Annotated in this window: 16 protein-coding genes and 2 tRNA genes; 15 read left to right on the forward strand and 3 right to left on the reverse strand. The window is 46.8% G+C overall.

The window, feature by feature from the left end; genetic code table 11:
• The 4 genes from CAP50_RS04420 to CAP50_RS04435 all read left to right on the forward strand — a co-directional run bounded on the left by CAP50_RS04420 (position 1) and on the right by CAP50_RS04435 (position 3,549).
• Positions 1-1,812: a ThiF family adenylyltransferase gene (locus CAP50_RS04420; protein ID WP_100749162.1), complete on the forward strand. Its 1,812-nt coding sequence runs from the start codon at positions 1-3 to the stop codon at positions 1,810-1,812.
• Positions 1,809-2,306 (forward strand): Mov34/MPN/PAD-1 family protein, encoded by a 498-nt coding sequence (locus CAP50_RS04425; protein ID WP_172953059.1) that lies wholly within the window; start codon positions 1,809-1,811, stop codon positions 2,304-2,306. The genes CAP50_RS04420 and CAP50_RS04425 overlap by 4 nt, the downstream gene beginning before the upstream one ends.
• Before the next feature lie 96 nt (positions 2,307-2,402).
• Positions 2,403-2,855 carry a hypothetical protein gene (locus CAP50_RS04430; RefSeq protein WP_100749164.1) on the forward strand — a complete coding sequence of 151 codons (453 nt, stop codon included), beginning with the start codon at positions 2,403-2,405 and terminating at the stop codon, positions 2,853-2,855.
• Between the two features lie 4 nt (positions 2,856-2,859).
• A complete protein-coding gene (locus tag CAP50_RS04435; protein WP_100749165.1) occupies positions 2,860-3,549 on the forward strand; it encodes a Cap15 family cyclic dinucleotide receptor domain-containing protein in 690 nt (229 codons plus the stop codon).
• Between the two features lie 569 nt (positions 3,550-4,118).
• Here CAP50_RS04435 and CAP50_RS04440 read toward each other — a convergent pair.
• A tRNA-Asp gene (locus tag CAP50_RS04440) sits at positions 4,119-4,195 on the reverse strand.
• 50 nt (positions 4,196-4,245) lie between these two features.
• Positions 4,246-4,321 (reverse strand) — tRNA-Val (locus CAP50_RS04445).
• 211 nt (positions 4,322-4,532) lie between these two features.
• Between CAP50_RS04445 and CAP50_RS04450 the strand changes: the two genes are divergently transcribed.
• The 7 genes from CAP50_RS04450 (at position 4,533) to CAP50_RS04480 (ending at position 15,407) form a co-directional block, all read left to right on the forward strand.
• Positions 4,533-6,188, forward strand: coding sequence for a cardiolipin synthase (locus CAP50_RS04450; RefSeq protein WP_241900644.1), 1,656 nt, complete (start codon positions 4,533-4,535; stop codon positions 6,186-6,188).
• A 129-nt stretch (positions 6,189-6,317) separates the two neighbouring features.
• Positions 6,318-7,895 (forward strand): tetratricopeptide repeat protein, encoded by a 1,578-nt coding sequence (locus CAP50_RS04455; protein ID WP_100749166.1) that lies wholly within the window; start codon positions 6,318-6,320, stop codon positions 7,893-7,895.
• Between the two features lie 382 nt (positions 7,896-8,277).
• Positions 8,278-9,867 (forward strand): 3-deoxy-D-manno-octulosonic acid transferase, encoded by a 1,590-nt coding sequence (locus tag CAP50_RS04460; protein WP_100749167.1) that lies wholly within the window; start codon positions 8,278-8,280, stop codon positions 9,865-9,867.
• Positions 9,864-10,583: a 16S rRNA (uracil(1498)-N(3))-methyltransferase gene (locus tag CAP50_RS04465; protein WP_100749168.1), complete on the forward strand. Its 720-nt coding sequence runs from the start codon at positions 9,864-9,866 to the stop codon at positions 10,581-10,583. The genes CAP50_RS04460 and CAP50_RS04465 overlap by 4 nt, the downstream gene beginning before the upstream one ends.
• A 335-nt stretch (positions 10,584-10,918) precedes the next feature.
• On the forward strand, positions 10,919-12,040 hold the full coding sequence (locus tag CAP50_RS04470; protein WP_100749169.1) for an extracellular solute-binding protein: 1,122 nt from the start codon (positions 10,919-10,921) through the stop codon (positions 12,038-12,040).
• 89 nt (positions 12,041-12,129) lie between these two features.
• Positions 12,130-13,809: an ABC transporter permease gene (locus tag CAP50_RS04475; RefSeq protein ID WP_100749170.1), complete on the forward strand. Its 1,680-nt coding sequence runs from the start codon at positions 12,130-12,132 to the stop codon at positions 13,807-13,809.
• Positions 13,810-13,994: 185 nt separating this feature from the next.
• Positions 13,995-15,407 (forward strand): ABC transporter ATP-binding protein, encoded by a 1,413-nt coding sequence (locus tag CAP50_RS04480; RefSeq protein ID WP_198411591.1) that lies wholly within the window; start codon positions 13,995-13,997, stop codon positions 15,405-15,407.
• A gap of 13 nt (positions 15,408-15,420) precedes the next feature.
• Here CAP50_RS04480 and CAP50_RS04485 read toward each other — a convergent pair whose 3' ends face one another.
• Positions 15,421-16,338, reverse strand: coding sequence for a methyltransferase domain-containing protein (locus CAP50_RS04485; RefSeq protein ID WP_241900645.1), 918 nt, complete (start codon positions 16,336-16,338; stop codon positions 15,421-15,423).
• A gap of 264 nt (positions 16,339-16,602) precedes the next feature.
• Between CAP50_RS04485 and CAP50_RS04490 the strand changes: the two genes are divergently transcribed.
• The 4 genes from CAP50_RS04490 (at position 16,603) to rarD (ending at position 22,995) form a co-directional block, all read left to right on the forward strand.
• Complete coding sequence (locus CAP50_RS04490) at positions 16,603-18,264, forward strand: alpha/beta hydrolase family protein (protein WP_100749171.1); 1,662 nt, start codon at positions 16,603-16,605, stop codon at positions 18,262-18,264.
• Positions 18,265-18,420: 156 nt separating this feature from the next.
• A complete protein-coding gene (locus tag CAP50_RS04495; protein ID WP_075101528.1) occupies positions 18,421-18,600 on the forward strand; it encodes a hypothetical protein in 180 nt (59 codons plus the stop codon).
• Positions 18,601-18,902: 302 nt separating this feature from the next.
• Positions 18,903-21,713, forward strand: coding sequence for a DNA gyrase subunit A (gene gyrA / locus CAP50_RS04500; RefSeq protein ID WP_100749172.1), 2,811 nt, complete (start codon positions 18,903-18,905; stop codon positions 21,711-21,713).
• Positions 21,714-21,924: 211 nt separating this feature from the next.
• Positions 21,925-22,995 (forward strand): EamA family transporter RarD, encoded by a 1,071-nt coding sequence (gene rarD, locus CAP50_RS04505; RefSeq protein ID WP_100749173.1) that lies wholly within the window; start codon positions 21,925-21,927, stop codon positions 22,993-22,995.
• Positions 22,996-23,024 lie beyond the last annotated feature (29 nt).

Here is a 23,024-nt window from a genome sequence, read left to right on the forward strand (position 1 = left end):
ATGAGTCGTTCAAAGACAATTTTAAATATTCGTGATTCTCATCCAAATTGGTTATTTACCCGTCGCAGCAAACCTGTCGGGTATATAATGGATAGAAACGATCCTCCTGACAATAAGGGTTGTTTTGATACTTGGACCTTATGCGTTGAGTTAGCGAATAAATATAAGATTGAAATATTGCTTCAAGCATACGATTGGGGTTTTGTAAATTTACCCACTGCATATATCAAGACTATACCAGCAGAAGCTATTGAAAATATATTACCATCACCCCATTTGTCATTGAGCCAATATGCGCTCAATGGCGAAGCCTATCATCACTTATGTTTTGCTTTAGTGAATACAATTGTATTCGATAAATCAAATAAATTAGCTATCATTCAGTATTGCTTTGAACAATGTGAAAATATAGTAACAAAGCTCTTTACCGACCGCAGTTACAGGGCGGTTGATACTATGCAAGAAATATCTGTCATTTGGAGTCAAGTAGCAGTCCATAACTTTCTCAACTATCACTATCATCTAGAGAATAATACGCTTCTTTATAGCAACCCTAAATATAGATCCCATCATTATGCAACTTTATACGTAGATAAAGATATAACAGGTTTTCATGCCTTAAAATTAACTTCTACACCTCTGCCTTTTTTAGGCTGTGTTATAAACCTAGGTGATACTTATAAGCCTCATTGCTTACCTAACCAATTTATAGCAGATGAGTCCTTAAATGGCATATCTTTTAGAATATTCAGTAATTGGTTAAAGGCAGTTTCTCCTTCAGCTTATAATCAACTTGAAAAATCTATTTTAAGTTATATGGTTAGCGTCGTTAAGGCAAATAAAAAACCAATAGAATATCTTACAGGGTGTTTGATCATAGATACTGAAACGTTAGCTTTTAGAATTGACTTGTCTGTATTTCAAACATTTATAGATAGTGATAAATCTAAACGTTTTAATAGCAAGAATAAAAGGCGACTTTTGGACGAGAGTCGTTTATTTCTTTTGGAATCAGCAAATTATACGCCTCACCATATTTTTGAAAGGAGTATTAAAAACTTGGAACAACCCAGTTTGATTGATAAAAACGTTTTAGTGATTGGTGGCGGTGCTATAGGAGGATATATTTTATTATCGCTGGCTCGATTGGGTGCTGGCGCTGGAGGTGGTAAGTTAACTATTATTGATAATGATAACTTATCGATAGAGAATTTAGGTAGGCATATACTAGGACAAAATTATATTGACAAAAACAAAGCGACCGCATTAAAAGAAGAGGTAAATAACCAATTACCTAATATGACTGTTACGGCCTATCCTCACTCTATTCTAAATAGAATGGATATTATGCAAGGTATGGACTTGATAATTGATGCTACAGCTGACTCCTATGTATCTCAATGTATTAACGAAGCCTATCATAACTTAGATAAGATAACCGCACCTATCATTAGTGCATGGATTAGAAATAATGGTGAATGTGTGCAATCCTTATTTCATGAAAAAGAAGTAGCAAGCGCTTGTCGTTCTTGTGTTAGTAAAAATGGATATCACATGCGAAAAGAATACGATGCTTTGTTTGAAGACAGGAGCACCATAACAGCCCTCCAAGCTTGCAGGGACTATACACCCTATGCCGTTTCATCAAGTATGTCTACTGCCTCTTTAGTAACCGATATGGTATTAGACTGGTTGAAAGGAGAAGTAAGCCCACGTTATAGAACACGGTATAGTGAAAAGTGGCATGGAAAGAAACTACAAAATGCTGACTTTTTGCCACATGAAGACTGTCATGTATGTGCCAGACCATGACTAATCATACTTGGTTCTTTAAAAATGAATGTCCAATCCGTATGGTCAGTTTTGATGCTGAAGTCTTTAGCGTGATAGAAAAATTTCGCCAAAGAAAATATTTTATGCAATTAGAAAGCTGTGGCATTTTAATGGGTGAAAAACGGGGAATGCGTGGCGAGGACATTCATATTATGCACCTATCTACACCGAAGATAACTGATTTTAGAACACCTGTTTACTACAAAAGGGGCGTACTTGGCCATCAAGAGCACTTGAATCGATTGCATGGTTCTAGTCAAGGGCGTGTTCAGTATCTAGGAGAGTGGCATACGCATCCACAAAAATACGCGAAACCTTCCTCTACAGACTATAGAGAGTGGCATAAAACGTGCAAATATTTTAAAGACCAGCCTGTCTTATTTTTTATTGCAGGGGTATATGGAGATTGGATTGGTATTCAGAAAAATAAAACCTTGTATTTACCTGATTATTCAAATAATGACTATTTATAGTAGTAAATTAATTAAATATTTTGCTATTAATTAATCCTATTTACTGCATGCGTCAATTTCCTATTAAATCAATAATAAGCTTTGGAGCAATCAATAATGGATACCATAACCGAAGAATTTATTTGGAGTAGTTTAAAGAGTCTGCATAAAAAAAACAATAAAGACTTCATGGGTACGGGGATTATATTTTATACTGATTTGTCTAATCTACCCTTTACTAGTTTAAATAAAAATACTGATAAAGCTATTTTAGAAAATAAAAACTTTATAGAGCTAATTTATCGGCTATCATTAAAACAATCGCCATATCATGATGGCTTTCATTTTTTCAATACGAACCTAATGACGTTAACCCATATTTCTCAATACCTCGCTCCTGTAATTGAAACAAATAATACTAGTGCATTAGATGCTATTAGACCTTGTGGGGCTAGAGAAATGACTGCATATCTTACATCTCTTACTAAGGGAATAGTAAGCGTAGGACTAGTCAGCCATATGGATGGCATCAAGGTTTACCGAAACGGTAATTGTATTAGGGAGAGTTAGCTAAGTGAATTTCATAGTCTTACAGTTTAACGAATTAAAAAAACTTATCTGGTTTTTTATTGGTTTAGTTGCGCTTAGCGCTGGTTTCATCTGTGTTGTCCAGTATGTATTAAGTACTACAGACTGGATCAAAACTAGTTTGTCAGTTTGGCAGGTTTTAAGTTTTTCTATCACTTCTTCGTTGCTAATTATTGGAGTTTTATTAAATAAATTCAGAATAAAACACCTTTGGTTAGGTAATCTTCTTAGTAAGCCATCTATTAATGGTTTGTGGAAAGGTCGTTTAATAAGCAGCTATAAAAAAGATGTTGATGATGATCCTTTACCCCCAATTGAGATTTATTTCTACATTAAACAAACGTATTTTGCTATTAGTATTCAATCATTTACTAAGAGTCAAAGGTCTGAATCAATTTTAGCGACAATCTACACTAACACTTTTTCTTCTTCAACAAAGTTTATGTATATTTATCAGTTGACTAGGACTAAGAATAGTGAGAATAAAATTACGCTTGGAAGTGGAGAGCTTCTGATTACTGATAATTGTAGTAAAATGGAAGGAGTTTATTGGACTAATTCTGTAACAAATGGCGAAATTGAGATGAAGTTAGTTGATAGAAAAGCATTATCAATTGATTCATTTATTTCTGCTGAAGCTCATGTTGATAATCTACATACTTCCCAAAAATTTTAATTCTAAGTTGTTTATGTGCTGTTGTAAATTTTGCCCAAACTCCAGTTTTCTTCAAATGACTCAGGAAAAAATTGAAACTATAAATGGTTTTATTTCTTATGAAGTTTGAGGTATGTAGGTAATAAGAAGTCACTTCATTTGATAAGTTAGAGCCAACTCCACTTAAAAGTGTTACAGCACTTTTAAGTGGAGTTGGCTCTAGAAAGCTTTCCATCTTTATTTCAAGCTGACATTGAGGCTTATAATTTAAGCTACTGAGCTTATCGATAAGCATAAATTGTAGGGATTAGTTGCCACAACCAACTTTTAATAATCTTGGTCACAAAATAGTCACCGTTTGGTCACTGAGCACTTGGTCACCGACTTTCAAAAGATAGAGCTCATGCGCAAAAACTTATCATTCATGCATTGCTAAAGAGTACACCATTTCGTAAAGGTCAACATAGAGAAAACGCCCAACCCTTATAAATAAAGGCCTTTAGCGGAAACTCAGACACAAAAAACCCCAAACAAGCTAATGTTTGAGGCGAAACTTGCTTAAACCCGAGAGTTTAAATTCGTTTTAAATATGGCGCAGCGGACGGGACTCGAACCCGCGACCCCCGGCGTGACAGGCCGGTATTCTAACCAACTGAACTACCGCTGCTTAGGTCGTTTTAGCATCTTGCCTTTATAAAAGGCCCACTTGCTAATAAGTGGTGGGTGATGACGGATTCGAACCGCCGACATTCTGCGTGTAAGGCAGACGCTCTACCAACTGAGCTAATCACCCGCTCTGTGGGTGTGTATTATATAGATTTAGATATGGCTGTCAAACGATATTTTGATTATTTTAGCAAATAATCGAAAATATATTTTTAAGCCGTTGATTTATTGTCATAAAATCTAGAAAAACAACAGTGTTTTCTGTAAAACACTTATGATAGTTATCTGTTGTTTGAAGATTAAAAGCTACTATACTACTGAATGTTTTATAAAGGTCATTGATTTTATCTGAGTGGTTGGAGGCGAGCATAGATACTTTTGCTATTGAACAGTACTTTACGGCTTGGTCTTGGGGCGACTTTGCCGGACTGGGTCTGGTATTGCATATTGTGCTGATGATAGTAATGACGCTGCGTATCGTATCTGTGCAGCGCAATATCGGCGTGTCTATCGCTTGGGTTGCGGTTCTTTATACGTTGCCGGTGTTTGGTTTTATCGCCTATATTTTGTTGGGTGAGCCGATGATTGGCCGCCGTTATCGTGAGCGGGTGGATCAAGCCAGTTTATTGATGAATGATATGGCACGGCGTGAGCATTTGGTGTTTGATCAAGGTCAAGAGCTGCTACCGCCCAACTATCGCGGCGTCAGTCAGATAGGGACGCGCTGGACAGGGTTTGGCGTGTTTCCAGATCACAATATGCAGCTGTTGACAGAGCCGAGCGCAATCTTTAACAGCTTAATCGATGATATCAATGCCGCTCAGCGGACTGTTTTTATGGAGTTCTATATTGTCTATCCAAAAGGGCAGGTGTTAGAGCTGATAGAGGCGCTGGCGGCGGCGGCGCGGCGCGGGGTAGAGTGTCATCTGTTGGCCGATAGTGTGGGCAGCTTTAGCTTTTTTAATAGTAGCGCGCATCGTACGCTTGAGCGGGCGGGGGTGTTTGTCCATCAGTCGCTTCCTGTGGGCTTATTTAAGACGCTCTTTAAGCGCTCTGATTTGCGTAATCATCGCAAGATTGTGGTGATTGATGAGTATATTGGCTATATCGGTAGCTTTAATCTGGTGGACCCAAGGTTTTTTAAACAGAACAAAAATGTCGGTCAATGGATTGATGTGGCGATTCGGGCGACCAGTCAGCAAGCGATTAGTATCGCGACGGCGATGGCAAAAGTGGTGGTGACCGATATTGGCGCCGAAAACAACGAAAACCTAGATGCGCTCAATCAGCGAGTCAATAACTATACGCGAAAGCTCTATGTGATGGATCCGACCATCAACGACTTAAATAGTCGCGTAAAAGTATTGGGCGATCACATTGATTATCACGAGCAGCCAGATATTGGCTCGACGTCGATTGTGATACCCAAAAAACCAATCGTAAAAGGCGTGTTGGCGCAGCTCATACCCTCAGCACCGCAAGTCACAGCACATGTGATTTATAACACTTTGGTGACGGTCATTCATCGTGCCAATAAACGCATTCGCATTACCACGCCGTACTTTGTGCCTGATGAGGCGCTATCAGGAGCGCTGACCATCGCCGCAAAGCGCGGGGTCGAGGTGACGCTGATTGTACCGGAAAAGGTCGATTCGTTTTTGGTGCAGCATGCCTCACAAGCGTATTATCAAGAGCTGCTAGAGGCGGGGGTCAATATCGCTTTGTTTACAGGCGGGCTGTTGCATACCAAAACGGTGGTCGTCGATGATGACTATTGTCTCTTTGGGACGGTGAATATTGATATGCGCAGCTTTTATTTAAACATGGAGGTCAGCTTGGCGATTTATACGCCAGAGATGGTCGCACAGGTGGCAGACTGTCAAGAGGTGTATTTACAAAGCTGTCGCTATGTGAGTCTTGAGGCGTGGCAGCAGCGGCATGGTGCGGAGCGACTGTTTGATAACGTGGTGCGTCTGTTTAGTCCGTTATTGTAGCCTGTAGTATTTTAGGATAAGGTAAGCGGGCGCTCGCTGCCGCTTAGTAAGTGAGCAGGTTGATAAATGCGCTGTGTTACCGATTTTTGACTAAATTTTTGAATATTTAAATAAAGGACACGCTGGTTTATGGCTGCATCGCCCGTAACGCCCCTTGATTATATGGCAGCTGGCTATTGGCAGGATTTTTTGGCCAATCGTCCTATCGCAGGCGGTATGGCTTATGAAAGTCAGCTGCGCGCTTGTATGCTGGATGAGTCGCTGGCAAGCTTGCAGCGCGTCGATACCTTGCTGTCTCAGATACGCCGCGATCTGATCAAAACAGAGCGCTGGTCTGAAGAGATGCTGCTGGTTGATGAGCACTATCGCAATTTGATGGTGTTTTTGGCGTTTTATGCAGGTCGCGTGCTGGCGCAGCACTGGCAGCAGACGCCGCACTGGTACGGGCAGCTTGAATTAGGCAAGCGTTATCCTGAGCTTGCGCTCATTCGTGAGGATTTTTATCAGCATATGGCGGTCGTCTATCGTGAGGATAATAAGGCGACTGAGGGGACTGAGGCAGATAAGCCGCCGCTGTTTTTTGCGTTAGAGCCTATCGGGCTGCGGCTGTTTGGCCATATCGATCGCCCCTTTGTTGCTGTGCAAGGTGATCAAGTGGCAAGCGGACTATATCAAGCGGTGAGCGCCAGATTGCCTGCGGCACATACGCCCAGCATTCATGGCACTGATGCACTCTATACCGCGCCATCTTTTACCAAAGACAGCATCACTACGAATAAGGACACTGACAGTCGCAATAGCGTTGCTGGAATCGATAGCAAAGACCGCCAAGTCAGTATCGATGGTGACACAAAAGCAGGCGCGCGCGTCAGTACCGCGAGCACGGCAGATAACCAAATTGCCTCCAGTGACGTATCGCGCAATAAAGCACAAACGCCAATCAGTAACTTATCCCATGACGCATCACTGATAACTGAATCTGCCTCGCCGCGCACTCAGCAACCAGCACCTTCAACGCTCCAGCTTTCAAAGCCTCAATCATCCCAAGCACCCCAATCATTCCCAGAACCATTGGAACCACTGGCACCAAGCGCCAAACTATCGCCTACGCCCGAGCTGTTTACTCAACTAATGACTGAGCTAAAGGAAATTGAGGTCATACAGAGCGCTGGCGAGTCAGACTATCAGCAAGCCAGTCGCATTCTAGAGCAGTTCGAGCAGTACATCGCCAAGCAAAACACACCGCGCGCGCAGGTGAAATTTGCCCCAAAGCATTGGGCTGTAAAAAAACAAGCACTACTCAAATTACACACCGCAGCAGAGGCGGGTAATACTGCTGCCATGCTACGCCTGGCAATGTATGAGCTACTCGGCGAAGGCGTCACAGCCGAGATAGAGGCGGCGCTGGCAGCGGGCGCTGAATGGGTCAAACAAGCGGCAAGCAAAAACGATAGCCGTGGCCAGCGTCTGCTAAGTAAGATGTACTACCAAGGGCTGGGGGTGGCGCAAGATATCGACAATGGTAAATATTGGCTCGAGCAAGCGGCAAAAAATGGTCATGCAGAAGCGGCAAGTGTGCTCGAGCAGTGGCAGCAAGCGCAAGCGCTGATCACTACCCAAAAACAAGAGCAACATAGTAGTAAGCGCTATCAGTTGCTGCTCGCTGCTGTCGTTATGGTGGCGATACTGATATTTATCATTGTTTAACATATAGTCGTTTCAATCTAAAAAGAACACAGTACTGCTGGGATGAATTTTTTGAAGCCTCTGGAGTGCAAAGCGCACAGCAAGCGAGAAAAATTTATACCAGCAGAACGCAATTCTTAACGTATACCTTTTATTTTGAACTGCTTATACTTATGGCGGGCAGTGATTAAAGGCGTGTTGTTTAGTGTCAAATTGAGGTAGAATTGGCGCGTTTTTTATTGCCATTTTGTCATCATTGATTCAATCGAAAAGTTCATAGCAGCCAAGTACAGACATATACGAGTGTATTGGTATGTGTAATACTTCAAGCGCGTTTAATACTGTCATTCTTTTATAGTGGATTGACCATATAATCTGATTCATTACCAATCTGGGCGACGCTATGTCATCTTCTCCTACGCCATCTGAGCACGTTTCGCAGAGATCTGATTCAGTATCAGGGCTTAATCATGCGGTGTATCAGCCGCCATTTTATTATCAATGTGCCATCAATGTCCTAAAGCCCTTGTATCGACTGCAAGTATGGCGACGCTCGCACCAGCGCGACAACTATCAGCAAGAAGTAGCGCAGCGCTTTGGTAAGCATTATCCCTCACGTCCTATAGCTGTGAGCGATAATGTGACGCATCACGGCGTCATCTGGTGTCATGCGGTTTCATTGGGTGAGACCAATACGGTCGCGCCACTACTGGAGGCGTTATTGGCAGCGGGTTATCAGATATGGTTGACCAATACCACTCAGACGGGTTTTGCCCGTGGTGCCAGCCGTTTTGCTGTTGAGATTGCCCAAGGCCAGATGAGCCATAGTTATGTGCCGGTCGATAGCCCTGTCGTGATTGAGACGTTTTTGGCCCATGTACAGCCTATAGCGGCATTGTTTGTCGAGACAGAACTGTGGGCAAATATCTTATCTAAATTGGCCGAGCAGCGTATTCCCAGTATTTTGGTCAATGGCCGGCTCTCAGCGTCTTCTTTTGCCAGTTATCAAAAAATCGCTGCTGTCAGTCGTAGCATGATGAAAAACCTTACCTTAATCATCGCGCAAGATAACGAATCTGCTAAGCGCTTTCGGCAGCTCGGTGCCAGCAGTGCGCAAATCCGTGTGGCAGGCTCGCTAAAATGGGTCATCAATGTGCCAAAGCAGGACAGCAGCGCCAGTGAGCCGCGCGTAGATGAGCAAAGCAATTCGCTGCACGGTAACATCAGCGATCAGATGAGTCTGGCCGAGCGATTTGGAGTCGCCGGTCGTCCGATTTGGGTGGCGGCCAGCACTCACAGCGGCGAAGAAGAAATCGCCCTGTCACTACAGCAGCAATTGTTGTCACAGGCGGCACTGACCGATACGCTGATTGTACTCGTGCCCAGACATCCTGAGCGCTTTGATGAGGTGGCCGAGCTCGTCAAAAAGTCGGCATTGACGATGGCACGGCGCAGTAGTGATGAGGCGATTGAGGCAGCCACGCAAGTGTATGTGGCAGATAGTATGGGCGAGCTGATGATATGGTATCAGCTTGCTGATGTAGCATTGGTCGGTGGCTCGCTCGTCGATATCGGCGGACACAATCCTGTGGAGCCGGCAAGTGTGGCCACGCCTATCATCATGGGGCGCTATACGCAGTCGTGTCAAAGCGTGGTCGACAAGCTCGCTGAGGTTGGGGCGCTGTATCAGCCGTACAATGCTTTTTATCGTCCTGTGACGACCTCTCACGCGCATAATCCTCCTGACACGGCGGCACCAGCTAGTCTTACAGACGAGGCATGCGCGTCAGCCGCCCAGACTGCTGGCGACATCCGTGCGGAAACTGCGCTGATTTACCAGCAGTTAGCCGCTTGGCTTTATGATCTGGCACTGGCCAAACGGGCAGGGCTTGCAGGCGAGCGGCTGACCAGACAACAACAATCCGTACTGACCCGTCAAGTGACCATGATAGAAGAAGTGATTGCCCAGCAGTCGCATCAAGAGCCTTTATGAACTGTATCTTATTGCCCAGCGATAACTTTTCAGCAGACACCGCTTATATCGATGACGCGGCGCAAATCACGCACGTCACTCAAGTACTGGCCGCCACCGCCGGAGATAGGCTGAAAATAGGCCAGCTCGGTGGCCAGCTCGGTACGGGGCAGATAGCAAGCATGCACTCTGATAAAATCGAGCTATGCGATGTACAGCTGAGCTGCGCACCGCCCAAAAAGCTTGATTTGACGGTGGTGTTGGCGCTGCCACGGCCTAAGGTCTTACGTCGCCTAATCATGGATATGACGGCGCTAGGTGTGCGACATATCGTCCTGATTAATAGCTACCGCACCCAAAAAAGCTACTGGCAAAGCCCGATGCTCGATCGTTTGGATGAGTTTGTCTTAGAGGGGCTGCAACAAGGCGTCGATACCATCGTGCCGCGCATCACGTTGGCCAAGCGTTTTAAGCCGTTTGTCGAAGATGAGCTGGCGGGCTTGATCACTTGCCGTGCCATCGTGGCGCACCCTTACAGCGCGCAATCATTTGCCCAATACGTCCAGCCGTCATCACTGGCGCTACCGAGCTTGGTTTGTATCGGTAGCGAGGGCGGCTGGATAGATTACGAGATTGACTTACTTGCCAAGCAAGGCTGTACAGCGGTCACCATTGGCCCACGTATCTTACGCACTGAGGCGGCGGTCAATGTCATCTTGGGTCAGTGGTTGCTCTAACTGCTATGTCTGTGTTGGCAAGGCATGGCCTAGAAATACGGCAAAAATGAGCCGAGATGGGGGCTAAATCTCGCTCAAACAAATGTATTGATAATTAATCTCATTTCTATTAGTATGTTGTTTCCATATATTTAGGGGTTATCAATCGTCAGTAACAGAACTTGCTAGTAGCTGGCATGACTATTTTGACATGTTTGACATGTCTAACATGATTATTAACGTCTTGTGTCAGCGATCCGCACTGCAGCAAGTGTTGTTATTGATAATATAACCATTTTATATCGTCGCCATCTTATCTATCTCACCTTTTTTATAGCACTATTATGGGGAAAACCATGTCATTGAACACCATCAGCGCTACGCGTTCTGCTTCTAAGCTTACTTTACCTGTTGTCGTCTGTGGCATGATGCTCGGACTAGCGGGTTGTAGTAATTCCTCAACGACAGAAGAGAGCGCTGAGACTACGGCCAGCGAGAGCACTGCGCCGCAAGCAACCACCGATGGTGCCACAAGTGCAGATGGTCAAACCATTACTATTTATTCTTCTCGTAATGAGCAGCTGATCAAGCCGCTGCTTGATCGTTATACCGAGGAGACAGGCGTAAAAATTGAGCTGGTAACGGACAAGACAGGCCCGCTAATGGCGCGCTTGCAAGCAGAAGGCCAGAACACGCCAGCTGACATGCTATTGACCGTCGATGCGGGCAACTTATGGCAAGCCGCTCAGCAAGGCCTGCTCCAGCCTGTGGCTTCGACGGTACTTGAAAACAATGTCCCTGCCAAATATCGTGATCCAAAAGGCCAGTGGACAGGGCTGTCACTACGCGCTCGTACGATCTTTTATGATCCAAGCAAGGTCAGCGCCGATCAATTATCAACTTATGCAGATTTGGCTGATCCAAAATGGAAAGGCAAGCTATGCTTACGTACCTCAAAGAAAGTCTATAACCAATCATTGGTTGCTAGCATGATTGAGCACTTGGGCGCAGAAAAAACCGAAGAAATCATCCGCGGCTGGGTAGCTAACTTAGCCACAGATGTGTTCAGTGATGACACCAGCATGCTAGAGGCGATCGCGGCGGGTCAGTGTGAGGTCGGTATCGCCAACAGCTACTATTATGGCCGTATATTGGACGAAAAACCAAACTTCCCAGTGAAAATATTTTGGGCCAATCAAGGCACCACTGGTACGCATGTAAACGTCTCAGGTGCCGGTGTGGTCGCAGGCTCAGACAATCCAGATGGCACGCTAAAGCTGATCGAATGGTTGTCCTCTGATGAAGCCCAAGGAATCTATGCCAGCTCGGACAAAGAGTTTCCGGTCAAAGAAGGCGTGGATGAGTCTGAGATGCTAAGATCATGGGGTAGCTTCAAAAAAGACGACATCAATGTACAAAAATTTGGTGAGCTGCAAACCCAAGCCATTCAGATGATGGATAAAGCGGGTTATAAATAGATCTCAATGACTGATGCCAATCTCAAATTTCTTTGGGATTGGTATTTGTTGTTTTGTGGACTCTATAAGTATGACACGGTAATAATGATATGATCACAACGCCAGATGCGTCTGTAAGTCAAAGCGATATCGTCGATGGTGATATGAGTGACGGGCATTCAGCAGTCAATCAAGACCACACTTTGCGTAAGCGTATTCTTTCAAAATCAGTCTTAGGACTGATTTCGTTGTTTATGCTGGTGCCAATTTTGATCGTGCTGTTGTCTTGGACGCAGCCTGTCGCTGATATTTGGACACACATGCGTGAGTATGTGCTGCCACAAGTGCTCAAAAACACCGCTATTTTATTGATGATGGTCACCGTTATTTCTGGGACAGTCGGCACTGCCTTGGCGTGGGTGACCAGTATGTACCGCTTTCCTGGCCAGCGGTTTTTTTCGTGGGCGTTGATGTTGCCGCTGGCGATACCTGCCTATGTTTTGGCATTTGTGACCGTCGGTATTGTGGATTTTAGTGGACCGTTACAGACCGCCTTACGTGATTTGGGCATAAGTACGGCGATTCCGTCCGTGCGAAATGTCTGGGGCGCAGGGCTGGTGTTGTCGCTGGCGTTTTATCCTTATGTATATCTGCTGGCGCGTCAAGCGTTTTTATCTCAAGGTCGGCGGGCGATTGAAGCTGGTCAAATGCTGGGGCTGAGCCGTCGACAGGTGTTTTTTCGTTTGGCCTTGCCGCAAGCCTTGCCGTGGATTATTGGTGGTTTACTGTTGGCCAGTATGGAGACCTTGGCGGACTTTGGCGCGGTGTCGGTGTTTAATGTCGATACCTTTACCACTGCGATCTACAAGGCGTGGTTTGGGTTTTTTAGCTTGACCACGGCCGCGCAGCTTGCCGCGTTATTGATTGGTGTGGTCTTTGTCGTGGTGTTGTTTGAGCAGTATTGGCAGGCCAAGCGCGGCACTGCTGTCACTCAAGGCAGTAGTCATCGTTTTGAGGCGAGCAAACCTGCTAAGTTGGGTATGGCGCTGCTGTGCGCGCTGGTGTTTGCGCTGGCTTTTTTGATACCGTTTTTGCAGCTTATCTACTGGACGGCGGCCAATTTTCGTCAAGACTTCGATGCTCGTTATATCGATTTTGTCACCAATAGTCTGATGATTGCGAGTATGACCACGATGTTTATTGCCTTTTTGGCGATTATCATCGCGTGGATCAAGCGTCAGTACCCTGACAAAACAACCAAGCTGATGACGACCTTGGCAAACCTAGGCTATGTGGTACCAGGTACGGTGCTGGCGGTGGGGATATTTATTCCCATTGCATGGCTTGACAATCAGATGATTGCCTTTGGTATCACCTCGCAGCAGATATTGTCAGGCAGCGTCATTGTGATGCTGCTGGCTCTATCGACGCGCTTTATGACGGTGAGTTTTCAGCCTGTCGATCGCCAGTTGCAGCGCCTGACGGTCAATCAAGAAGCGGCGGCCAAACTGCTCAGTGACAGTGCTTATCAGCGCTGGCGGCAGGTCATGCTGCCGGTATTAAGCCCCGGGGTTTTGACAGCGTTGCTCATGGGTTTTGTTGAGGTGATGAAAGAGATGCCCATCACTTTGATGACGCGGCGGCAAGGCTGGGATACACTGGCGGTGCGGGTGTTTGAGATGACAAGCGAGGGCATGTGGGGGCGAGCTGCGCTGCCAAGTCTCTTAATCGTGTTGGTTGGGCTGCTACCAGTATGGATATTGCTGCGCCAAAGTGACAAACAAGGCTAACAGCAGTTTTGGACAGTAGGGGTTATGCACTTTATCAGCATGCGGTTTTAGCATGCGGTCTATGACTTGTGTGGCCTGAGTCCTTTAAACCTGCTACAGTACGATCTTAGTTGTTTTTAGCGCTCATCTGTATGTGCGCGCAGCGTGCCCAAAGTTTTATTTTTTATCGCTAACTGGTACCTTTTATGTACACTGATTCAATCCATGATCCATCAGAATCTAAATCTATCCATACCAGCAGTATAAAGGCCAAGTCTATACAAGCCAAGACGCGTCTTGAGCACCGAAAAAACGCCCCAGTTATCAAAGCCCATAATCTGGCGCATGCGGCTGTCGAGCGAGATGCACCAAAAGCCGATGAGGCACCGCAAAAGATAGACGCCCGCCAAGACCATAAAGCTAAAAACACGAACTCCCAAAAAGACCAAGTAGATAGCGCAGCGTCGCCGTATTTTAGTGTCCAAGATCTCATCGTAGGTTATGACGATACGGTCGTCGTCGATGGTCTGTCGTTGACGTTACAGCAGGGCGAGATTGGGTGTTTTTTGGGGTATAGTGGCTGTGGCAAAACCACGGCCTTACGTGCCATTGCAGGACTTGAGCAAAGCCGCGGTGGTAGTATTTATCTGAGCAATCAACGCCTGACAGATAAGCGCGCGCGCAAGTCGTTTGCCGTTGCGCCAGCCAAGCGCGGCATGGGTATGGTGTTTCAGGACTATGCGTTGTTTGGTCACCTAAGCGTGGCAAAAAACATTGCGTTTGGTCTGAACAAATGGTCTACCGCCGACAAAAAAGCCCGCGTGGCTGAGATGCTAAGTTTGGTTGACTTGACTGAGCACGCGGACAAACGCCCAAATGAGCTATCAGGCGGTCAGCAGCAGCGTGTGGCGCTTGCAAGAGCGCTGGCACCAAAACCTAAGCTACTACTGCTTGATGAGCCGTTTTCTAATCTAGACGTGGTACTGCGTGAGTCGCTGGCGATGAGTGTACGTGATATTCTCAAACGCACCAACACCACTGCGATACTGGTCACGCATGATCAAAACGAAGCGTTTGCTATTGCTGATAAAGTTGGGGTGATGCATCAAGGTAAGCTGGTACAGTGGGCGACGCCAAGTGAGCTATATCATGAGCCAGTCAGTCCGTTTGTCGCTGAGTTTGTCGGTGAAGGCGCGATGATAGATGGCATCATCAAAGAAGGGCACGTCGAGACAGCGCTGGGTGATATCTATCGCCGTATGGAAGTCTACGACGAAGCCGGCTATCCGCAGTACTGTGAGTATGATTATCCAAATGGCACACCGATCAAGGTACTGGTGCGCCCTGATGACATCATTCATGACGATGACAGTACGCAGACTGCATTGGTGGTTGGCCGCGTGTTTCGCGGTGCAAACTATCTATACCGTTTGCAGTTGGATGATGGCCAGACGGTATTGTCTTTGGTCGCCAGCCACCACAATCATGAGATAGGCTCACACATCGGTATTTTGCCCATACTTGAGCATGTGGTTGTCTTCGATGAAAAGGACGTCAATGCCACCACATGGTCAGAGTACGATGGCGTAGAGCGGTTTGCAGATATTCGGCAAGACTGAGCAAGCGAGCAGGTTAGGCTTGCCGTGTTGCCAGTATATGCAGGTAGCGTCCCAGCCATTTGTAGGGCTCATGTTGTGAATAGCGTAGCTCCATACGTATCACCGCCTCGGGGTCTGTGTGTCCGCCACGTTTGAGCGGGGCATAGTCATGAAACACGCGTAGACCACTGCTGCGTATGACGTGATAACGATGCGCGGCGAGCCAAGTCTCGACCTCTTCTTTTGCGACTGGATGATTGGGCGTTAGGCTCTTGACGTTGTCTGCTTTATAGTCGCTATTGTCGAGTAAATTAAAATTCCCCATGATTAAATTACGATAATCAAAGCTCGCTGGGTTATAAAAACACAGTGACAGCGCGCCTTTGGGCATCAAATACTGATCAAAAAAATCCATCACACCGGCAGGCTCTGCTAGCCATTCAAGCAGCGCATGACATAGTATCAAATCAAACTTTTCTGCATCTAACTTTTCTGTGCTTAGCTTAGCTGGTAGCTCTTGATAAGGGCAGACATGCCAGGTAATATCAAGAGGCGTGTCTGTCTGCGCTGCATGAGCCTGTGCTTTGGCAAGCATGTTGGCGGAGATGTCATTAATTACCACAGTATGCCCTTGGGCGGCCAGCTCGATGGCGATTTGTGCCAGACCTGCGCCCACATCCAGTACACGTAGTGGCCGGCCAAGGCGCTGGCGCATTTGGGTGCTATACTCAAAAATATCACGGCGTAGTACCGCCAGCCTAATCTCACCCTTTAATCCGCCGTAGACTTTTTTTTCAAAATGATCGGCGATGGCATCAAAGCTGCGATCTGTGCGCTCGCTGCGGCTTTGAGGGGCTGCTGCTGGCTTGGCAGTGGCACCAGTGGTGGTCTTGGTTTTTACTTTGGAAGATGCGTGCATGTCGCTGAGACTGAGGTCGTTGTCGTTTGCCATATTTGTCATATTGTTATCGGTAGAAGGTGATTGTTGGCGTTGAGTGTGCTTAAGCGCTTGGTATCATCGGTTGCGGGATGAGAGGCTAAGCAGGCTTGTCGATACTCAACGCGGGTATGGCTGGTGCTTGTGATGTTCTGTCGCGCCTGTTTTCTGGTAGCTTTTCGGTAGTGTTTGCGGTATAAATGTATCATCACTTGCCAAGGACGCACGGCGCTTTTTTTCACAATTTTTTACCGCTTTTGACTGCTAAGGATAGCCATTATGATCACTCCCCACTCACGGCGCGGCCGCGCAGCGACTCACAAACCGATAGCGATGCGCAGTGTCTTATCAGTCGCCATCGCCAGTAGTATATGGCTGGTCGGCTGCGGCGATGACAATGACTTTGACAATGATGTTGATATCGTCTCATCAGCCACTGCTGAATTTATCAACTCCTTTAGCACCTCTCAAGTAGACAGCAGTTTTGGGCTGGGTAGTACCGCAACGCCCGCAGCCAAATGCGGCGTTACCATAGAAAAGGTCAGCTATGATACCAAGGGTGCTGCAGACGAAGATACCAATGCTACTGCGGCTTTGATGTTGCCAACAGGCGATGCTCCTGAATGCCAAGGCGCGCGCCCGCTGCTATTATATGCCCATGGTACGACCACCGACAAGTCTTATGACTTTGCGCAAGTGGGTAATATCCAAAATCCTGCGGTAAGCGAAGCCAACTTAATCGCTGCTAATTTTGCCGCACAAGGCTATATCGTTGTCGCACCCAATTATGCAGGCTATGATGACTCCACGCTTGATTATCATCCTTACCTTGTGGCTCAGCAGCAGTCGACAGACATGGTCGACGCCCTAGACAGCGCGCGCGATATCATGGCGCGGCAAAAGCGTGCCAATGCGGTCAATTACCGTGATATTGCGGATTCAGGCAAGCTATTTATCGCTGGCTACTCGCAAGGCGGCTATGTCACGATGGCAACGGCCAGATTGCTACAATCCCAAGAAAAACCAGTGACAGCCATCGCGCCATCTTCGGGGCCTTATGCGCTAGCAGCGTTTGGTGATGAGATATTTAGAGGTAACGTCAATATCGGTGCCTCAAGGTTTGCGCCATTACTTGGCAGTGGCCTACAAGAAAAATATGGCAATATTTATAATGAAAAATCAGACATATTTTTGGATAAATATGCCAATGCGCAACTGCCAAATGAATTACCATTTGGTGAGCTAGTCGATACGGGAAAACTGCCTAATAATGCGCTGTTTCAACAAAATCCTAGTGACCCTAGGCTAGCAGGACTAGAGCAAGGCAAACTGTTTTCTATCTTGGGTGGTTATGATGAAAATGACTATCTGATTAAGACAGATTTTCGAGCAGCCTATGTCGCTGATACCGACAAACATCCTGATGGGCTGTGGGCAAAGAATGGCGATGGTCTGCCAGCGGCCATGCCTAAAAACACTCTACGTAAGGCATTAAAAGACAACGATTTGCGCGGCTATGTGCCGACCATGCCGACACTGCTTTGCGGTGGCAATCAGGATCCAACCGTTTATTTTGATACCAATACCGGCTCGATGGTCACGCTACTGCAAGCAGCGGCAAAAAAATCAGCCAAAAACCTCAATGTTACCGTGCTCGATGTCGATATCGACAATGCTGACGAGCGCCCAGATCAGCAGACCCTGAGCTTGATTGGCCAAGCTGCCATGAATACTTGGGATGCAGAGGCGGTCAGAGTCCGCGTACAGACTCGCTTTAGTCAGAGCGTAGAAAAGGTAAAAGCTGACGCTGAGGCGCAAGGCAATATACCGCTCATAGCCTTTTATACCAACTATCATGGCGGGCTAGTCAGTCCAGCCTGTACTGAGGCCACGCGTGCGTTTTTTGATCAAAACTTTAATCCGGTAGTCAATCCAACATAACATCGGCAGCCTTTAGGTCATGTACTACGGCTGCTATTTCGCAATAGGTTAACGATACTCAAACGGATAAATCGTCTGACAATCCACCAAACTGTGTCCATGAGGTTGGACGCAGTTTTTTATGCCGCTTAACGAGCCGTCAATAAGAGAAACCCTATGAAATCTATCTTGTTATCACTACTGGCTTGCGCCATTATCACTGCGCCCATCAGCCAAGCACAAGCTCGAAACACTCCTTGTTCAGGAAAAATGGGCGGGGTGTCGCACTGCTCAAAAGATGGCAAATTTGTTTGTCATAACGGCAAGATTAGTCAGTCTAAAAAGATCTGCCGCTGACACACAAAAAATAGAGAAAAGAGTCAAAAAAATGACCGCTAATCTCCTGATTCGCTTGGTTTTAATCCTGTGCAAATGCCCCTAATACGGCAAATTTGTGCTAAAATAGCTTCTTTTATAAAACGTTACTTTTAACAAAAACCGTATCACTATTTTCTTGTTGTTTTGTGCGCTGAGTGGGGGTTTTTTGGGGTCTATATTTCGATGATGGCTACATTTTTTGGTAGCTGTATTTTTGTATGACCCAAAGACATCTCAAGCAGTGATGACAGCATCAGAAAAAAGTGAGTGAAGGAGTGTATATGAGCGAATCGGTCAGTCCTATTGGCATCGTAGATGAACTAAAGCAGTCGTATTTGGATTATGCGATGAGCGTGATCGTCTCACGTGCGCTGCCTGATGTGCGTGATGGGTTCAAGCCTGTACACCGCCGTGTGATGTATGCCATGCACGTGCTATCAAACGATTATAACAAACCCTATAAAAAATCAGCACGTGTGGTCGGTGACGTCATCGGTAAATATCACCCACATGGTGATAGTGCGGTCTATGATGCCATCGTGCGTATGGCGCAGGATTTTAGTCTGCGTTATCCGATGGTCGATGGCCAAGGTAACTTTGGCTCGATCGATGATGATCCACCGGCGGCCATGCGTTATACCGAAGTTCGTATGACCAAGCTCACGCACCAGATGCTTGCTGATTTGGATAAAGACACGGTCGATTGGGAAGACAACTACGATGGCTCTGAGCGCATGCCAAGCGTGATGCCAGCGCGTATTCCCAACCTACTGGTCAACGGCGCAACAGGTATCGCCGTTGGTATGGCGACCAATATGGCGCCGCATAACTTGACAGAAGTCATCAATGCTTGTCTGGCCTATGCCGCAAACCCGCAGGTCTCAGCTGATGAGCTGATGTCGCATATCTCAGGCCCCGATTTCCCAACGGGCGGCATTATTTATGGCCGCGCGGGTATTTTAGATGCCTATCGCACCGGCAAAGGCCGCTTGCATATTCGTGGGCGCTATCATATCGAGCCGATGAGTGACACCGGTGTCAACCGTGATCGCGAGCGTATTGTCTTTACCGAAGTGCCGTATCAGGCCAACAAAGCCAAACTGATTGAGCGTATCGCCGAGCTGGTACGAGACAAAAAAATCGAGGGCATCACCGAGATTCGTGACGAGTCGGATAAGGAAGGGATGCGTATCGCCATTGACTTGCGCCGCGGCGAGACGGCTGAAGTCATTGTCAATAATTTGTTTTTACAAACGCCGCTAGAGTCGAGCTTTAGTATCAATATGGTGGCGCTGGATAATGGTCAGCCGAAGCTGCTAACTTTGCGTCAGCTGATAGCGGCCTTTGTTCGTCACCGTCAAGAAGTGGTGACACGCCGTACGATTTTTGAGCTAAACAAAGCGCGCGTCCGTGGTCATTTGCTCGAAGGTCTGACCGTTGCGCTCGCCAATATCGACGATATCATCGCTACTATCAAAGCCTCAGCCAACCGCGGCTTGGCACGCGAGAGCTTATTAAATAATACATGGGGCTCCGGTAGCGTCGTGGCGATGCTAAAAGCGGCTGGTAGCCAGTCTGTGCGTCCTGAGTTTATCGAAGGCGAAGACCCGAAAGCGCCGTTTGGTCTGATCGAAGGTGAGGAGCGCTATCGCTTATCACTTGAGCAGGTCAATGCGATTTTAGACATGCAGCTGCACCGTTTGACGGGACTTGAGCAAGACAAGTTGACCGAAGAGTACCAAGATTTGCTGCGTGAAATCGCTCATTTAGAGTCGATTCTTGGTGATTTTGATAAGCTGATGAGTATCATCTCTAATGAGCTTATCGAGATTCGTGATAACTTTGGGGATGAGCGTCGTACCGATATTATCGATTCGCGTATGGACTTTAACCGTGAAGACCTCATCCCTGAGCAGACTGTCGTGATGACTGTCTCGCGCACCGGCTACGCCAAGACTCAGCCTATCGATGACTATGTGGCGCAAAAACGCGGCGGCAAAGGCAAGTCGGCAACCGCCATGAAAGAAGACGATGTGATAGATCACTTGGTGGTGACCTCGACGCATGCGACCGTGCTGTGCTTTACGGACAGCGGCCGCGTCTTTAGCTTACGTGGGTTTGAAGTGCCGATTGCCAGCCGCGGATCGCGCGGTCGTCCATTGGTTAATCTCATCAGTTTGGATGCTGACGAAACCGTCACCACCATTTTGCCTATTCCAAAAATCGTCGAAGAGCTGTCTGGCAACACTGTGAGCGATGGCGATGATGATAAATCAGAGAGTAGCAATGAGGCCGAGCCGCCGTTTGTTTTCTTTGCCACTGCCAATGGTACGGTGAAGCGCGTAGAGCTCAAGCAGTTTGCCAATATCCGCTCAAATGGCTTGATTGCCATTGGTCTAGAAGACGGTGACAAACTGGTGAGCGCCCGTATCACCAACGGTAGCCAAGAGGTGATGCTATTTGCATCGAGTGGTAAAGCCATTCGTTTTGATGAAAACGATGCCCGCGCCATGGGCCGTACTGCCAAAGGTGTACGCGGTATGCGTTTGGCTGATGATGAATTTATCAAATCACTAGTCGTTATTGAAGATGATGTACGCGAAATCCTTATCGCTTGTGAAAACGGCTTTGGTAAGCGTACCTTTATCGACGAGTTTAATACGCAAAACCGCGGTGGCGGTGGTGTGATAGCCATAAAAACCAGCGCACGTAATGGCGCACTGGTGCGAGCGACCAAGGTTGACCCTACAGACGATATCATTCTAATCTCGGACAAAGGTACGCTCGTGCGCACGCCAGTTGAGCATGTGGCCAGCTCTGGTCGTAACACCCAAGGTGTCACCTTGATTCGCCTATCAAAAGAAGAAAAGCTGGTGGCGATGGCGCGAGTCGAGCACGAAGAGAGCGACGATGAGCTGGTCGATGCCATGCGTGAAGACGGCACCTTTGAGGTAGCAGGCCAAGCGCAAATCGATATCGATGCGGTGACCGACGACGCGGCGACGACCGATGTTCACGATGTGATCGACATTGCCAATAATCCTGTGTTAGATGAGACAAATACTGAGGGCGAAAATACCGACGATAAATAACGGTTTCAGTAGTTCGCTTTTGTTCTAGTTTGGCATTCTTGCTCTAGAAAAAGCCTCTGACGTTATCGTTGGAGGCTTTTTTTTGGATGTCATTTATCGTTTATAGGATGTTGTCTTTGATAATCCTTTTTATCTTTTATGACCACTGTTTATGCTGATCTTTGAATGATACTTACTTATACCTAAAAAGTGCTAAATTGAGGCTGTTGTTATGCTGACGACCAATCAAACCTTTCAGGGGACTATCGCGTCAATATCATCGAGTGTTTTATTTTCGATGATGTTTTTATTTGGGTTATTTATGCAGCCTTTGACGGGCACGCAAGTGGCGTCATGGCGTGTGTTGATGATGCTACTCAGTCTGGTGCTGCTGGTCAGTGTGAGCAAGCAGTGGCAGCATGTTTTTGATTATCTAAAAACGCTCAAAACCGCCAAAGACTGGCTGATATTTATACTGCCAACCCCGATATTGGGTGGGCAGATTTGGCTGTTTATGTGGGCACCTGTGAACGGTTATGGCCTTGATGTCACTTTGGGGTATTTTTTATTGCCGCTGGTGATGATCGTGCTTGGTCGCTTTTTTTATCGTGAGCCGATGAGCCTTCTGCAAGGAGCGGCGGCGCTACTAGCGGCTTTTGGTATTGGTCATGATATCTTGCAATACGGCTCGGTATCGTGGGTGACGCTGTTTGTATGCTTGGGCTATCCGCCGTATTATCTGCTCAGGCGGACGATTGCTGTGCCACCGATTACGGGGTTGTTGTCTGATTTGACGCTGCTGACGCCAGTGGTGCTACTGATGCTCTATGCCAGTGGCGGCTTTAGTATGGCGGCGCAAAATATGAAGTTTTGGTATCTATTGCCACTGCTAGGCGCTTTTAGTGCACTGGCGATGTCGCTGACGATGCTGGCCAGTAGCAAGCTGCCCGTGTCGCTATTTGGCGCGCTTAGCTATATCGAGCCTATGCTATTGTTTGTATTGTCCATCACCGTGCTCAGTCAGAGCTTGGATGAAGGAGGCTCATTGTTTATGTATGGCATGATTACGGCAGCGCTGCTGGTGATGATTGTCGATAGTGCGATAGGTTATCTGAGTCGTCGCCGTAGCGATCATTTGCATGGCTACCGCGAGCCACAAGTAGGCGGTTTTCCACCGCGTCGTCGCCTGATAAATCGCCGTATTGATGGCGCACTAAAAGCGCATCGGTTTCGTAAAATACGCCGTTATCAGCGAAAAATGGATAAAATCCAGCGAAAAATAGAGCAGTTAGATGCCAAATAAAGCCCCAAACTCGTAATGATATAGTCGAT

Origin of the sequence: Psychrobacter sp. L7 (assembly GCF_002810365.1) — a bacterium.
In the GTDB taxonomy this organism is placed as follows: Bacteria; Pseudomonadota; Gammaproteobacteria; order Pseudomonadales; family Moraxellaceae; genus Psychrobacter; species Psychrobacter celer.

What these genes read in the sequence shown, in the direction of transcription:
- CAP50_RS04425 (WP_172953059.1), top strand. Translation starts at nt 1,809, where the DNA reads ATGACTAATCATACTTGGTTCTTTAAAAATGAATGTCCAATCCGTATG.
- CAP50_RS04420 (WP_100749162.1), top strand. Translation starts at nt 1, where the DNA reads ATGAGTCGTTCAAAGACAATTTTAAATATTCGTGATTCTCATCCAAAT.
- rarD (WP_100749173.1), top strand. Translation starts at nt 21,925, where the DNA reads ATGCTGACGACCAATCAAACCTTTCAGGGGACTATCGCGTCAATATCA.
- CAP50_RS04475 (WP_100749170.1), top strand. Translation starts at nt 12,130, where the DNA reads ATGATCACAACGCCAGATGCGTCTGTAAGTCAAAGCGATATCGTCGAT.
- CAP50_RS04470 (WP_100749169.1), top strand. Translation starts at nt 10,919, where the DNA reads ATGTCATTGAACACCATCAGCGCTACGCGTTCTGCTTCTAAGCTTACT.
- gyrA (WP_100749172.1), top strand. Translation starts at nt 18,903, where the DNA reads ATGAGCGAATCGGTCAGTCCTATTGGCATCGTAGATGAACTAAAGCAG.
- CAP50_RS04490 (WP_100749171.1), top strand. Translation starts at nt 16,603, where the DNA reads ATGATCACTCCCCACTCACGGCGCGGCCGCGCAGCGACTCACAAACCG.
- CAP50_RS04495 (WP_075101528.1), top strand. Translation starts at nt 18,421, where the DNA reads ATGAAATCTATCTTGTTATCACTACTGGCTTGCGCCATTATCACTGCG.
- CAP50_RS04465 (WP_100749168.1), top strand. Translation starts at nt 9,864, where the DNA reads ATGAACTGTATCTTATTGCCCAGCGATAACTTTTCAGCAGACACCGCT.
- CAP50_RS04430 (WP_100749164.1), top strand. Translation starts at nt 2,403, where the DNA reads ATGGATACCATAACCGAAGAATTTATTTGGAGTAGTTTAAAGAGTCTG.
- CAP50_RS04480 (WP_198411591.1), top strand. Translation starts at nt 13,995, where the DNA reads ATGTACACTGATTCAATCCATGATCCATCAGAATCTAAATCTATCCAT.
- CAP50_RS04485 (WP_241900645.1), bottom strand. Translation starts at nt 16,338, where the DNA reads ATGGCAAACGACAACGACCTCAGTCTCAGCGACATGCACGCATCTTCC.
- CAP50_RS04460 (WP_100749167.1), top strand. Translation starts at nt 8,278, where the DNA reads ATGTCATCTTCTCCTACGCCATCTGAGCACGTTTCGCAGAGATCTGAT.
- CAP50_RS04455 (WP_100749166.1), top strand. Translation starts at nt 6,318, where the DNA reads ATGGCTGCATCGCCCGTAACGCCCCTTGATTATATGGCAGCTGGCTAT.